This window comes from Lacibacter sp. H375 (assembly GCF_037892425.1).
Taxonomy (GTDB): Bacteria; Bacteroidota; Bacteroidia; order Chitinophagales; family Chitinophagaceae; genus Lacibacter.
Window position 1 is genome coordinate 4,094,779 of the sequence record NZ_JBBKTT010000001.1, and the last position, 13,952, is coordinate 4,108,730.

Consider the following 13,952-nt stretch of genomic DNA (forward strand, 5'->3'; position numbering starts at 1 on the left):
TGATCCCGATGATCGTTGGAGGATTTATTTATTGGACATTCTCCGGCTTTCAAGGAAACTATAAGGATCAATTTAACCAGAAAAACAGTAACAGAAGTTTTTGGATTGGTTATTTATCGCTCGTGATAATAGTCACATTGATCCTTATTTCAATATTCAATTAAAAAAGAGATGGAGTGCTTAGAAGGACACCATCTCATTTATCTCTTTTCCCTTTTTCAAACTCCTAGCTAAGAAATCCCAACGCCTTTATCAATTCATCCGGCAGCTTTGGTAATTTTCGGCGTTCAATCAAATAAGTTGAAAGTGCAGCAAGGTCTTTAAAGATGTAATGTTGTTGCACAGCACCTTCTAAATATCCGGCGCCACTTGTATTACCCGTTCCCACACGCATACCGATCATACGGCGCACCATTACATAATGTTTATGTCGCCAGCCTGCCAGCCAATGATCAATTTCAATCAACGTATCCAGTATTTGAAATGAAGTTTGAAACACAGGAAAATCTCTGTACAACATAATGAACAATGCACTTCTCATCGCTGCATCACTGAAAGAACCATCAGCTTGTTTTTCCTGTATAAACTGTGTATCAAAATTAGCCAGCTTATGTTGCTCTCTTTCTGTTAAACTGTTTTGATAGATCGAGCGGTAATCGCTCCAGAATGGATGCAGTTGTGTTGATGGATATAAAGCAGCATAACCTTTCCAGAATTTTTCATCAAAGAAGGGCATACGCTCTAACCATTGATTCACCAATTGAAGAATGGTAGAAGATGTTTCAACAGAATTGATCTCATTAAAATCATTCTGTGCAAAACCACCTTCGTTGGTTCGTTTATAATAATCGTGCTGGTGACGTTTTTCCATCTTTAACCCAAGGGTGGCTTCAATTAAACGAAACTGTTTGCTTTGAAAACCGGAAGCAGGTGTAAGCAGGTTACGGAACTCGAGAAAATCCATCGGCGTCATGGTATCAAGTATCGTCACTTGTTGATTCAACAAACCAAGAATACGTGTCACACGTTGCAGACGATGACGACAAAGATTCAGGTCCTCACTATTATCATCTACTTTTTCTTTGCTGAATACTTTTTTTACAAAATCCAGCTCGAATAAAATCTGTTTGAACCATAATTCATAAGCCTGGTGAATAATGATGAACAACATTTCATCATGAGCAGGTTGCTGTCCTTCAGCAAAACTTAAAGGATGCTGACTGTCGAGAATTTTTTCAAGCTGTAAATAAGAGGGATAGTATTGTCCATTATCAGGTTTCATATGCTTTCGTTAAGGCGGCAAGGTTAAAGAAATTTCATGAACTTATACCAAGCTGCAGTTACTTTGCCATACGAATTCATTCTTTTATCCGTTTTATTAAATAACCTACCCCGTGTAAGACTGGCTTTATTTTTGCGAAACAAATACTTATATGCAAAAGAAACTGATCTTAACCTTTCTCACTGTTGTAACCTTTACTGCACTTACTGCGCAAGACATCCGTTTAAATCTCTTTGGAGGAATGGCCAATTATAACGGCGACCTTCAATCAAGACCAATTACTTTTCAACAGGCACGCTATAGTGTGGGACTTTGGGCCAGTTATGATATCAACCCGTATGTGATGTTGCGTGGCGGGCTTCATTTTGCAGAAGTTAGGGCGGAAGACCGTTTTCAAAAGAATCCAGCCAATGTTTTACGCAACCTCAGCTTTGCAACAAATATTATAGAATTACATGCCGGTGCTGAATATCATTTTCTTGGCATGACCGACAGAGTTTTCTCACCCTATGTATTTGGTGCACTGGCAGCTTTCCATTACAATCCTTACGCTTACGATCAGGCAGGCAATAAGGTTTTCCTGAAACCACTTTCAACGGAAGGACAGGGGTTAGCAGGTTATCCCGATCGTCAGCCTTATAGCTTAGTTCAGTTCACAGTTCCTTTAGGTGTGGGTGTTCGCATGGTGCTTACGGACAGGATCGATGTGGGTGCAGAATTTGGCTATCGCAAAACATTTACAGATTATATGGATGATGTCAGTCGCTCTTATGTTGATCAGGCCGTGTTGCTTGCTTCACGTGGACCAAAAGCGGTAGAAATGGCCTTTCGTACTCCAGAAGTTCCTGGTCATTCAATCGATCCATACCCGGTTGATCTCGAAAAAAGGGGCGGTTCCGAATTTAAAGATAATTACTACTTTCTTGGTTTGACCTTCACCTATCGAATTACTGGCGGAGACCGTTCGGGAGGCCGTTCAAGTGGTGGACGTAGTGGTGGTAAACGACGCTCAAGTTTGGGCTGTCCTACCAACGTTTTTTAAACCGATTTCTCAGCTAAAAAACCACCCCGGTTTTCTTATCCACAAACAGCAATAAATTGTTGAAAAACAGTGAAAATAAAGGCTGTTTTTCTGTCGGGTTCCGTATGCTTTTCGGTATCTTTGGCCGCTTCAATTTAAGCGACATTTTAAGCTATGGATCAAACAGAAAATACAATGGAAAACGGGCAGGATAGGAATGGTCGTATCATACCCGTAAATATCGAAGAGCAAATGAAAACTGCTTACATCGATTATTCGATGTCAGTGATCGTTGGCCGTGCGTTGCCCGATGTAAGAGATGGATTAAAACCCGTTCATCGCCGCATTTTATATGCCATGAACGAATTGGGTTTACAATACAACAAGGCCTACAAGAAAAGTGCAAGAGTGGTGGGTGAGGTGCTGGGTAAGTATCACCCTCATGGCGATGGATCTGTTTACGATGCTATGGTACGTATGGCGCAGGAATGGAGCATGCGTTATACATTGGTTGATGGACAGGGTAACTTTGGTAACCAGGATGGTGATGGTCCTGCAGCCATGCGTTATACCGAGGTAAGAATGGAACGTCTTACTGAAAGTATGCTGGGAGATATCGACAAGGAAACAGTCGATTTTCAAAATAACTTCGATGATTCAGAAAGAGAACCTTCGGTTCTTCCCACACGTATTCCCCAATTATTGGTGAATGGTTCAAGTGGTATTGCTGTTGGTATGGCTACTAACATGATGCCGCATAACCTCAGTGAAGTAATTGATGGTTGTATTGCGTTTATTGATAACCGTGATATCACCATTGATGAATTGATGACGCATGTAAAGGCTCCTGACTTTCCAACGGCAGGCACTATTTACGGAATGGAAGGCATTAAAGCCGGTGCACATTTTGGACGTGGACGTGTTGTGTTGCGTGGTAAACTAACCATTGAAACAAAAACAAGTGGAAGAGAACAGATCATTATTACAGAAGTACCTTACCAGGTAAACCGTGATGCATTAACAGATAAGATCGGTCAGTTGGTGAATAATAAAGTGATCGAAGGTATTGTTCATGTGAACAATGAAAGTAACCAGAAAGAAGGTACACGTATTGTTGTTGACTTGAAGCGTGATGCTGTTGCAAACGTGATCGTTAATCAACTGTTCAAGTTCACCGAACTCCAAACATCTTACGGTATCAACAATGTTGCTATTGTAAAAGGCCGGCCAAAAACACTTAATCTCAAAGAACTTATTTCTGAGTTTGTTGAATTCCGTCATGAGGTTGTTGTGCGTCGTACGAAATTTGAATTACGTAAGGCGCAGGAGAGAGCACATATCTTATTAGGTTATCTTATTGCACTCGATCATCTTGATGAAGTAATTGCACTCATCCGCAGTTCTGCAACACCTGATGTTGCAAAAGAGAATCTGATCAATGCAGGCTGGGGTTTGGATGAAATTCAAGCAAAAGCAATTCTTGAATTACGTCTCCAGCGTTTAACAGGCATGGAGCGTGATAAGATCAAGAATGAATATGATGAGTTAATGAAACTGATCAATCATTTGAACGAACTCTTATCAAACGAAACCATGCGTTTCGAACTCATCAAAACAGAGTTACTCGAAATAAAAGATAAGTTTGGCGACGAACGTAAAACAGAGATCACTTACTTGGATAATGAAGTGCGTATTGAAGACCTCATTAAAGAAGAAGATGTGGTGATCACTATTTCACATCATGGTTATATCAAACGTACTTCGGCTAACGAATACCGTCAGCAACGCAGAGGTGGCAGGGGAGCCATGGGTAGTAAAACAAGGGAAGAAGATTATGTAGAACATCTCTTTGTTGCATCTACTCACCACACGCTTTTATTCTTTACTGAAAAAGGAAGGGTATACTGGCTGAAGAGTTATGAAATTCCTGAAGGCGATAAAACAAGCAAGGGCCGTGCAATTCAGAACCTGATGCAATTGCCGCCTGATGATAAGGTGAGAGCAATTATTGATGTAGCCAATATCGAAGATGAAGAATTTGTGAAGAATCATTACATTGTATTGTGTACAAGAAAAGGCATTATCAAGAAGACGCTTTTGGAAGACTTTAGCAGACGCCGTGCAACCGGTGTTAATGCCATCACAATCGTAGAAGGTGATGAGTTACTTGAAGCGAAGATGACCGATGGAAGCAGCGAGATCATGATGGCAGTGAAGAGTGGTCGTGCAATTCGTTTCCCTGAAGAAAAAGTAAGACCAACAGGTCGTGGTGCGATTGGTGTAGCAGGTATTGAAGTGGATGATGAGAATGATGAAGTGGTTGGTATGATTTGTGTAAACAGGGATGATACCAGTAGAACGGTATTGGTAGTTAGTGAAAAAGGATATGGCAAGCGTACACCGGTTGATGAATACCGCATGACCAACAGAGGCGGTAAAGGTGTAAAAACAATTAATGTTACTGATAAAACAGGTCCGTTGGTTGGTATGCTTGAAGTAACTGAGAAAGAAGATCTGATGATCAGTTGTAAGAGCGGCATCACCATTCGAATGAAAGTGAACCAGATCAGTGAACAGGGACGTGCTACACAGGGTGTTAAACTGATACGGGTTGATGATGGTGATGAAATTGCAGCAATTACCCGATTGGATGAAGAGGAAGAAGTAGTAGATGCAACTGAAATACTGCCGGAAGCATCTGATAATTCTGATAACATCATATCTGACAACTTGGATACGAACACAACAACCGACGAAACACCTGAATCATCTGACAATTAGTAAAAAACAATAAACACAAAAAATAAAGAGATGAAAAAATTTCTTTTCTCAGCGGTTGCTGTACTGTTTTGCCTGGGTCTTTCTGCACAGGATGTAAAGAAGATCCGCAATGCCTACGATAAAAAGGATTGGCCAAAAGCAAAAGAGGCAGTTGATCTTGCTTTAGCGAATGAAAAAGAACAAAAGAACTGGGAAGCCTGGTATTACAAAGGATTAATTTATGGCCAGATCGCCAAAGATGCCACTCTGAAAGCATCAGTTCCTGATGCGTGGATGCAATCGTTCGATGCATATCAAAAAGCAATGGAGCTTGATCAAAAACAGGCAGAAGTATATATGATGACCCGCCAGTACCCGGTATTTGAAAATTACCTGGAACTGCAGAAGGAAGCTAATCAGCATTACAATAGTGGTAACTACCAGGGAGCTTTGGATGGCTATAAAAAGGCCGACAAAGTTGGTCGCTTCATCTTTAAAAATAAATGGGCACTCAGTGAAGTTGATACCATCTTGTATTACTATGCAGGTGCAGCTGCAATGCAGTTAGAAAATAAAGAAGAGGTAGTTTCTTTCTTTCAGAAAATAGCTGATGCCAACATTGGCGGCGAAGGTTATGATGTGGTGTACCGTTATCTCACTTATTACTACGATCAAAAGAAAGATGCTGAAGCAGCTAAAAAATATGCTGAAGCAGGGCGCAAGCTTTATCCAAAGGATATGTACTACGATCGTCTGGAGCTAGATAAAATGCGTAAAAGCGGAGCAAGTGCCCAGGATATCTTCAAAAAGTATGAAACCATTATTGCAGGCGAACCAAAAGATTATGAGGTGCGTTACGATTATGCAGCCGAGATCTTCAACTGGCTGTATATGGATTCAAAAGCAACAGCAGACCAAAAGCCCGAATACTTTGGTAAAATTCTTGCAACTCTGAAGAACTGTATTGAACTTGATCCCAAACTGCCAGATGCTCATTTGCTCCTTGGTAAAACTTATTTCAATGAAGCTGCTTTCATGCAGGATGAAATGAAAAAGATCAAAGGAACAACTCCGGCTGATACCCAAAAGAAAACTGAGATGAAAAAGCAAATGGAAGATCGTATGAAAGAAGCGCTTCCTCATCTTGATAATTCATTGAACATTTACACGGCAATGACTGCAGATCAGTTAAAAGACAAGCGTACAAAGAATGAATACAAATCAACTCTATACCTTTTAACTGAAGCTCATCGTTTCCTCGGCAACAAGGATAAAGAGAAAGAATTTGATGCAAAATACCAGGCGTTAAATCAATAAGCAAGGTGTTTTCTTAACTTAAAGGCTGTCGTTTTGCGACAGCCTTTTTTTATTACATTTAATAAACAGAAATAATATGCTATGTCATTGAAATTGAACCGCACAAGCTTTGGTGATCCGAGAAACAAAGGCAATGTTTTAGATCGGGAAGAAGCATTTGTATTGTTGTCAGACTGGGTTAAAAATGAACGCCTGCAACTTCACATGAAACAGGTTGGACATCTCATGAAATGCTGGGCGCAGGAAAAAGAAGGTTTATCAGAAGCTGACCAATGGCGCTGGGAAATGGCCGGCTTGTTACACGATGCGGATTGGGATCAATGGCCCGATGAGCATTGCAAAAAGATCATTGAAGAACTGGAAGCAAGGAGTATTGATCCGGAGATCATCCGGGCAGTTGCGAGTCACGGACCAAATCATTTTGGTGTTGAGCCCGAAACAAAAATGGACAAAATGCTGTATGCGTTTGATGAATTAAGCGGGTTGATTCATGCATACAGTTTAATGAGGCCCGAAGGTTATACCGGCATGGAATTGAAAGGAGTCAAAAAACGATTGAAAGAAAAAAGCTTTGCTGCAAATGTGAACCGGGATGAGATCATGGATGCTTTGAACAGGGCAGATGTTGATCTAGACAGTATTGTAACGTTTATTATAGAGCGACAGAGAAGCTCATATTAAATGCGTGTTCCGTGGGCTGATTAACATAAAAGTTAGTTATAAGATTGTCGCCCTTAGTGGGTGACTTTTTGTTTTTATGCAGCTTATGACTTCCCGCCGTGGGAAGCAAAACGTAAAGGCAAGGATTGAGTATAGCTACGTTTTGCTTCCCACGGCGGGTTGGAATTTGCGGTTTTGCGACACATCTGATAACTTAATATTATGTCTAATCAGGTGGCCCAGTGGAAACGGATTTGTAAGTTTATCAAAGGCAAAGACGTTTCGGATGGCAGAACACGGAAAAGAAAATCTGAAAGGGAATAGCCCGCAAGGGCTTGTGTATTTTACGGCATTAATGATTTCCATTCAATAGCCAAATACATGAGCGAGATAATAATAAGGGCGTATAAGATTGCTATGATTGTTTTAGCAACAGCATATATTGTCTTAATAATTTCGATTCCCTTCGTGTATTTATATGGTTTGTTTTTTAGTGGAAAATGGGGTTTGTCAAGGAAGGTGAAGCCTTCAAAAGACAAACGGTAACTTTTATCTTCGCCAACAACTTCCTCTTTTACGTCATATATTCCTCCTGTAAGGGAATCTTTTTTCCATCTCTTTCTAGTTTCGATGTCTAAAGCAGCATTTATATAGCCGTCCTTTTCAAGTTTAATTATTACGGCATCGCAATCTATTTCTGGATTATCTTCTTGGATGGTCTTAAACTTGGTGTATTCATGTTTATTCTTCAAGTAAAGCAGGATGGTGTCTAATTGAGCAATGTCCATTTTCATGTTGAGTTACGCTTTAGTTTCCCTTAAATATAGTGCAGAGTAGTTGTAGTTCCCGATATGGCTGACGTAAAAAGCAAAGCGTTTCTATTTATAGAAACAGCTTTGCTGAATGATAAAAAAAGAACCTCCGTTTATATATATCCTTGCAGGGCTGGGAATATCTTTTTTAATAACATTATTACGAGTTGTCCTCCTGCAACTCCTATAGCTATATAAACCCATTTAGGAGTATTTTTTGTAATCATTTCCCATTTCGATAGGTGGCTGTAGTCTTCGGATTTTGGCTGCTCTGTTTTTATTTTAGCATTATGCGAATATCTATCTCTGAAATTTTCTTCCTCAATTTCATCATGGATAATTTCACGCTTAATAACAGCGTCCATGTTTTTCAATGGTCGATATGCGATTAATACAATAGGGTACTTCGGCTTTTTAACTTCCATAAAGCGGTTTTAGTTTCCTTTAAATATAAGTAGGACAGACCGTAGTTCCCACGAGTGCGCAGGCCTTTTCTTTTGCGTGTTCCGTGGGCTGATTAACATAATATTAATTATACGAAACATTATATTCTAAAGTATTCAAGATCAACGGCTAAATCGAGATGTGAATTTTGCTCCTGCAGGCGTTTTGCCAGTTCATAGTGCTTTTGCAGGAACTGTTTGTGAAGTTGTGATGTGGGATGAAACGGTTTATGATTTCGTGCAGTAACTAACTGGCGGATATCTTTGATCAATTGCTTTGTGGGCTCGGTGAAGGCATAATCAGAAAATTTTTCCATTACAAACTGTGTGGCCGCATAATTAGGATGCGCCAGATCAATATCATAGAAACGGTAATCACGCAACACATCAATCACCAGTTCATAAGCCGGGAAATAAAACAACCGGTCGAACTTATTCACCAGGTGATGAACGGTTTCCAGCAAACGGGCTTTGCTGCGGTTATTCTCAACCACGCCGTCCCGAAGATGTCTCACGGGACTGATGGTGAAAATGATATTAAGCTTGGGGTTAAAATGAAACAATTGGTGGATCGTATTATCCAGTTCAGCCACCTGTTCATCAATTGGGATCAGATATTTATCAAACCATTGCCCCGGAGCTTTATGGCAATTGGCTACAAAACGGCCATTATCCACCAACTTGTAAACGAACGATGATCCAAGGGTTATTATAAGCCAATCAGCTTTTTTCAGAAAATGATGAGCCGTGTGTTGAGATTGATTTATTCGCTTCAAGGCTTGGTCCTGGTCTGGTTGTGAAAATTGACTATGGTGGCTCCAGCTTTGCCAAAGCTCGTTAAAATGAAACAGATCGTTGCCGGTATATTCTTTATCCTGTATATAAGAAACAAGATTGCGGCATACACTTATTGGTTCAAACAGAATGCCACTTGGATTTTGTAATACTTTGAATTTCAAGTCACTTAGATTATTTCCGATATGCTCGGTAAAACAGCTCCCAATCAATAAAACCGAGTGTTGGTGTGTAATTGGCGCCGGTAGTGGCTTAATATCAATATTCGCAATCAGGTTCATTAGTTAAATATTTCACCCGCTATCAGCAGGCTCTTTTGCAAGGCCTGTATGTTCAGTTGCAGGCTGTTTGTTTCTTCAAAATATCCGATCATCTTTTCTGTATCCATATTGCCCACCAGCTCGTCGTCGGCCATTGGGCAGCCACCAATTCCTTTTAAAGCGCCATCAAATCGCTTACAACCTGCCTCATGTGCAGCGGCTAATTTCTCTCGCCAGTTAAGACTTGTTGAATGAAGATGCACTCCAATTTCTGTTTCAGGCAATTGCTTTACAAGATAGCCGGTCATTCGTTTCACTTGTTCAGCAGTGGCCAAGCCAACCGTATCAGCAAGTGAAATTGTTTCAATACCCAACTCAACCAGCTGTTCCGCATAGGCAAAAACAATTTCTTCCGTCCATGGATCACCATAAGGATTACCAAAACCCATGGACAGATAAACAACCAATTGCTTTTTGTTTTTTATACAAAGTTCCTGGATAGCCTCTACCCTTTTGAATGATTCATTGATCGAGCTATTGGTATTCCGCTGTTGAAATGTTTCTGAAACTGAAAAAGGAAACCCAAGATAACCGATCTCGTCAAACAAAACTGCATCTTCTGCCCCACGTTCATTTGCAATGATTGCCAATAATTTCGATCTAGACTCTGCTAATTTAAGTTTAGGTATTACCTGGCTTGTATCGGCCATTTGAGGGATGGCTTTCGGCGAAACAAAACTGCCAAAGTCGATTGTATCAAAACCAACTTCAAGTAACGCATTAAGATACCTGATTTTCTGCTCAGTAGGTATGAACGTCTTCCAACCCTGCATGGCATCACGAGGACATTCAACTAGTTTAATGGATTGTTGCGCCATAGCTGGCACAAAATTAAGCGAAGAGAATGGTATTAAACCTTTAATGCATTCACCTTCTCCCGCATAGCATTAAAGAAACGGTTACGGTCTTTCTCTCCCGTTGCACTGATTTGTGAAGAGCGACTAACCAGCGTAAAGAAGTTAGCGAATGCTTTTTCATTAAAGCGGGGATCTTTTGTAATGAGATAACTCAGCACATTGTACGTTACAAAAGAAAGTTTCTCCTCATTTAGCTCCAGGAGAATGGTATTACTGCCTATGATCACTTCGTTTACATAAAACTGAAGTGGCGCCCGGTATACGATATCAGGATCGCCGGGCATAAACTTGATTCCTTTTTCAACTTCCAGCTCAATATGATCAAGACATTTCTGGAAAGAATCGATTACTATATTTAGATCTTCAGGATGTTTAAAATAGCCTCCTTCCTTGTAATACCGCAATTGACTCAGTGTACTGTTTATACTCTCAGCATTCCATAATTCCAGTGACGGAATTTTATTATACTCACGGATAATTTCCTGCCCAAGATGAAAGCAATCAAGTAACGGGAACTCTTCAAGTGAAAACAATTTGCCTTTATACTCCGGCATATCCTTAACTGTCTTACTCCAAAAAAAAGTTTTGAAAGCCGCAATTTCAGGATAGAGATAAAAATGATAAAACGTAATGTCTTTACAGAAATAATGCATTTTCCTGTTGGCAAACGTATTGAAGTACTTCATGTACTCAAGCATAGATTTAAGGTAATCCTGAAATGAATGCTTTTCTTCATTTATTTCGGGTGCTCGGAAAACAACTAATTCGTTTTGCAATTGCAAAACCTGGTCAATTGATATTTTGAAATGATGGCTGAGCGTTTTAAGTTCAGATAGCGAAACCTCTTTTTCCCCACGAATACGACGGTATGCACTATCGTTGCTGATATTGAGCAGATCAGCAACCTGGTCTACCAATGAAATATGAGATGGCAATGACGTTTTGATGTACTGGAATAACAGTACCTGTGGGTGATTCGTGTCCATATCTCTGGTTTTTGGGTTTTTCTGCAATTGAGCGATCCGTGATTTGCAGAAATTAATTATTAATAGTAAGGTAATCAGATTTTTTGCAAACCGCAAGAGGGATGATCACTACATTCTACCACTTTTCGGTAATAACCCCAACTACAGGGAATTCGGCAGCACAAATCAATTAGCATTTAGAAGTAGCAAAAAGTACGTTTGACTCTCTAAACTGAAACTTATCATCTTCATCAGTGCACTTTAATCTCAGAACCCCATTAATACTAAGCTTGAATTAAGAGCCTTTGAATGCACACTTTACACAATTGGTTTTTTTATTATTCAACACTTAAAACCACCAACCATGCAACGATCAATTTTATGTGATGCTGTAAAACATCTCTTTTTGTTGATCCTTTGTCTATCTGTTTATCAACCCGGTTTTACTCAAGAATCACCCTCTAAAGTTTCTTTTGGACTTAAGGGCGGGTTTGGATTAGCTAACATCAGCGGTTCTGTTACTGATGAATACGGCGGAACGTTTTCTTACAACAGCAGAGCTTCAGTGTTTAGTGGACTAAGATTATTTGTTCCGATTGGAGAGAACGGCCTGTTCATACCTGAAATGGTGTTGACATTAAAAGGCGCCAAAGAAAAACGCAGCCAGCCTGCCAACTCACCCGATTACTATGAGTATAGTTATTCACTGAACATGTTTTACGTAGAACTTCCACTTAATGTTACCTATAGAAAAGCTACAAAAGCAGGGCAGTTCTTTGCAGGAGGTGGTCCTTCCCCGGCAATAACTATTAATGATAATGGTCCGGCGTACAGTCCCGCTAAATCATTTGACCTCGGCATTAATCTTCTTACAGGGTATCAATTCCCAATCGGATTTACTTTAGAACTAAACTATACGCATGGACTAATCAATATCAGCGGTAATGGCAATGCCAATTTAAAGAACAGCAATCTTGGTTTTTCCCTTGGCTACGTTTTCTAACAGTATTAAGCAGCACATTTTTTTATTCCCTAAAAATCTTTTGTATGAAATCGAAACTTACACAATCATTGAGTTTGCTTACACTTTGCATACTCATTATTACGGCTTGTAATTACTACAAAGTGATAACGCTGAAGAACGAATCAGAAACTGCAACTTATTCAAGCCTGGACAGTTTGCAAAAACTGAAACGTCATTTTATTCTCAGAACAGGTACAAGGAGTTTTTATATAAAAGATCTAAAACTTAATGCTGATAATAAATCTGCAAGCTGTGTATTGGATACATTGCCAGCCGACCATCTTTTTTATCTCACACAACCAAAAAATTCTAACAGAAGGTACAAGCCATCAATCAGTACTCAAAGTGCAATCATTAATGAAATACATTTTTATAGTGCTGATAAAACGTCTGTTGCAACCGGACCATACACATTAGATCTTTCACAGATCCAAAAAATTGAAGTAATACAACACGATAAAAAAAGGACCACTAATAGTTATGTAATTGGTACAATTGCAACAGTAGCAGGTGCAGCATTGGTTACATCTATACTTATTCTTGCCTTGAAATCATCGTGCCCCTTTGTAAGTGCTTACAATGGAAATGACTTTACGCTGCAGGGTGAAATTTATGGTGGCGCCATTTACCCACAACTCAGTCGTAAAGACTACCTGATGCTAAATATGGCAAACAAAGAAGACGGCACATTACAGGTAAAAATCAGCAATGAATTGAAAGAAAAACAATACACCGATCTCGTAAAGCTTTGGATAATTGATCATCCAAAAAATACAAAAGTAGTTGTGGACGAAAAGGGTAAACTCCACAGTATTGCACAGCCTCATCAACCAATTAAAGCTACGCTTAACCATAAGGATGTATTATCCTATGTTTCAAAATCAGGCGACAACAAATTACTTTACATGGACGACAGCAGCGGTAAAGATGCTATCAATGAAATTACGCTGCGTTTTAAAAGGCCATTGCATACAAAGCAGGCGAAGCTCCTGCTTCGATTGAAAAACACCTATTTCCTTGATCTATTATATGGGGAGTTGGCCATGAACATGGGCACTTACTACAGCAGTTTTGTAGCAAAGCAAAAAAATAAAACTGCCGGCGAATTAAAGAAGTGGGTGACTGCGCAAAATATTCCACTCACAGTCAGTGTTGGTTCTGAAAGTGGCTGGATAAAACAGAATACACTCACTACAGTTGGCCCACTTGAATTCAGGGAATCTGTAATTGAACTTGATTTAACAAATTCAACTACTGAGGAAGTAGCAATAAAACTTAGCAGTGGTTTTATGTTTTGGGAAATAGATTATGCTGCCATTGACTATTCATCGAATGATATGATGACCGTTGAAGTGTTGAGTCCTGAGTCTGCAATTGATGAACTCAATAGAAATGTCAGAACCGCTATAGCAACTGAAGATAACATTTACCTGGAGCAGCCTCAAATAGGTAATGTTACTACCATTTCCTTTCGTAACTCAAATCTGCCGAAGAAAAATATGGAGCGTAGCTATGTGCTTGAAGCCAAAGGCTACTATGAACATATACGGGATTTTAAAAACAAACCCGATTTCGCATTTCTACGTCAATTCAAGAGAGACGGAACGTTCCCTGCATATGGTTTACGATTGTATAAAAAGGCAAAGCAACATTCGGCCAATTCATTTGCATCATTACATTAATCACATTTGAAACA

12 protein-coding genes are annotated in these 13,952 nt (G+C 39.7%); 6 read left to right on the plus strand and 6 right to left on the minus strand.

The features are described 5' to 3' along the window. Window positions 1–226: 226 nt before the first annotated feature. Window positions 227–1,282, minus strand: a complete 1,056-nt coding sequence (locus WG954_RS17485; protein WP_340438072.1) for a tryptophan 2,3-dioxygenase family protein — start codon at window positions 1,280–1,282, stop codon at window positions 227–229. A gap of 151 nt (window positions 1,283–1,433) precedes the next feature. On the opposite strand from WG954_RS17485, the gene WG954_RS17490 reads away from it, so the two are divergent. The 4 genes from WG954_RS17490 to WG954_RS17505 all read left to right on the plus strand — a co-directional run bounded on the left by WG954_RS17490 (window position 1,434) and on the right by WG954_RS17505 (window position 7,061). Further along, window positions 1,434–2,324: a DUF6089 family protein gene (locus WG954_RS17490; protein WP_340438073.1), complete on the plus strand. Its 891-nt coding sequence runs from the start codon at window positions 1,434–1,436 to the stop codon at window positions 2,322–2,324. A gap of 153 nt (window positions 2,325–2,477) precedes the next feature. After that, the gene (gene gyrA / locus WG954_RS17495; protein ID WP_340438075.1) at window positions 2,478–5,084 is read left to right on the plus strand and encodes a DNA gyrase subunit A; all 2,607 of its coding nucleotides are present in this window, start codon (window positions 2,478–2,480) and stop codon (window positions 5,082–5,084) included. A gap of 30 nt (window positions 5,085–5,114) precedes the next feature. Next, window positions 5,115–6,380: a hypothetical protein gene (locus WG954_RS17500; protein WP_340438076.1), complete on the plus strand. Its 1,266-nt coding sequence runs from the start codon at window positions 5,115–5,117 to the stop codon at window positions 6,378–6,380. Between the two features lie 81 nt (window positions 6,381–6,461). Continuing rightward, complete coding sequence (locus tag WG954_RS17505; protein WP_340438077.1) at window positions 6,462–7,061, plus strand: HD domain-containing protein; 600 nt, start codon at window positions 6,462–6,464, stop codon at window positions 7,059–7,061. 323 nt (window positions 7,062–7,384) lie between these two features. Here WG954_RS17505 and WG954_RS17510 read toward each other — a convergent pair whose 3' ends face one another. The 5 genes from WG954_RS17510 to WG954_RS17530 all read right to left on the minus strand — a co-directional run bounded on the left by WG954_RS17510 (window position 7,385) and on the right by WG954_RS17530 (window position 11,253). After that, complete coding sequence (locus WG954_RS17510; protein WP_340438078.1) at window positions 7,385–7,834, minus strand: hypothetical protein; 450 nt, start codon at window positions 7,832–7,834, stop codon at window positions 7,385–7,387. Window positions 7,835–7,965: 131 nt separating this feature from the next. After that, complete coding sequence (locus tag WG954_RS17515) at window positions 7,966–8,277, minus strand: hypothetical protein (protein ID WP_340438080.1); 312 nt, start codon at window positions 8,275–8,277, stop codon at window positions 7,966–7,968. A 119-nt stretch (window positions 8,278–8,396) separates the two neighbouring features. Continuing rightward, window positions 8,397–9,371: a GSCFA domain-containing protein gene (locus WG954_RS17520; RefSeq protein ID WP_340438081.1), complete on the minus strand. Its 975-nt coding sequence runs from the start codon at window positions 9,369–9,371 to the stop codon at window positions 8,397–8,399. After that, window positions 9,371–10,228 (minus strand): hydroxymethylglutaryl-CoA lyase, encoded by an 858-nt coding sequence (locus WG954_RS17525; RefSeq protein WP_340438083.1) that lies wholly within the window; start codon window positions 10,226–10,228, stop codon window positions 9,371–9,373. Before WG954_RS17525 ends, WG954_RS17520 begins: the two co-directional genes overlap by 1 nt. Before the next feature lie 32 nt (window positions 10,229–10,260). Next, a complete protein-coding gene (locus WG954_RS17530; protein ID WP_340438085.1) occupies window positions 10,261–11,253 on the minus strand; it encodes a hypothetical protein in 993 nt (330 codons plus the stop codon). A gap of 343 nt (window positions 11,254–11,596) precedes the next feature. On the opposite strand from WG954_RS17530, the gene WG954_RS17535 reads away from it, so the two are divergent. Then, window positions 11,597–12,235 carry a porin family protein gene (locus WG954_RS17535; RefSeq protein ID WP_340438086.1) on the plus strand — a complete coding sequence of 213 codons (639 nt, stop codon included), beginning with the start codon at window positions 11,597–11,599 and terminating at the stop codon, window positions 12,233–12,235. 44 nt (window positions 12,236–12,279) lie between these two features. Continuing rightward, entirely contained in the window at window positions 12,280–13,938 is a 1,659-nt protein-coding gene (locus WG954_RS17540) for a hypothetical protein (RefSeq protein WP_340438089.1), read from the plus strand. Window positions 13,939–13,952: the final 14 nt, after the last annotated feature.

What these genes read in the sequence shown, in the direction of transcription:
- WG954_RS17485 (WP_340438072.1), bottom strand. Translation starts at nt 1,282, where the DNA reads ATGAAACCTGATAATGGACAATACTATCCCTCTTATTTACAGCTTGAA.
- WG954_RS17490 (WP_340438073.1), top strand. Translation starts at nt 1,434, where the DNA reads ATGCAAAAGAAACTGATCTTAACCTTTCTCACTGTTGTAACCTTTACT.
- gyrA (WP_340438075.1), top strand. Translation starts at nt 2,478, where the DNA reads ATGGATCAAACAGAAAATACAATGGAAAACGGGCAGGATAGGAATGGT.
- WG954_RS17500 (WP_340438076.1), top strand. Translation starts at nt 5,115, where the DNA reads ATGAAAAAATTTCTTTTCTCAGCGGTTGCTGTACTGTTTTGCCTGGGT.
- WG954_RS17505 (WP_340438077.1), top strand. Translation starts at nt 6,462, where the DNA reads ATGTCATTGAAATTGAACCGCACAAGCTTTGGTGATCCGAGAAACAAA.
- WG954_RS17510 (WP_340438078.1), bottom strand. Translation starts at nt 7,834, where the DNA reads ATGAAAATGGACATTGCTCAATTAGACACCATCCTGCTTTACTTGAAG.
- WG954_RS17515 (WP_340438080.1), bottom strand. Translation starts at nt 8,277, where the DNA reads ATGGAAGTTAAAAAGCCGAAGTACCCTATTGTATTAATCGCATATCGA.
- WG954_RS17520 (WP_340438081.1), bottom strand. Translation starts at nt 9,371, where the DNA reads ATGAACCTGATTGCGAATATTGATATTAAGCCACTACCGGCGCCAATT.
- WG954_RS17525 (WP_340438083.1), bottom strand. Translation starts at nt 10,228, where the DNA reads ATGGCGCAACAATCCATTAAACTAGTTGAATGTCCTCGTGATGCCATG.
- WG954_RS17530 (WP_340438085.1), bottom strand. Translation starts at nt 11,253, where the DNA reads ATGGACACGAATCACCCACAGGTACTGTTATTCCAGTACATCAAAACG.
- WG954_RS17535 (WP_340438086.1), top strand. Translation starts at nt 11,597, where the DNA reads ATGCAACGATCAATTTTATGTGATGCTGTAAAACATCTCTTTTTGTTG.
- WG954_RS17540 (WP_340438089.1), top strand. Translation starts at nt 12,280, where the DNA reads ATGAAATCGAAACTTACACAATCATTGAGTTTGCTTACACTTTGCATA.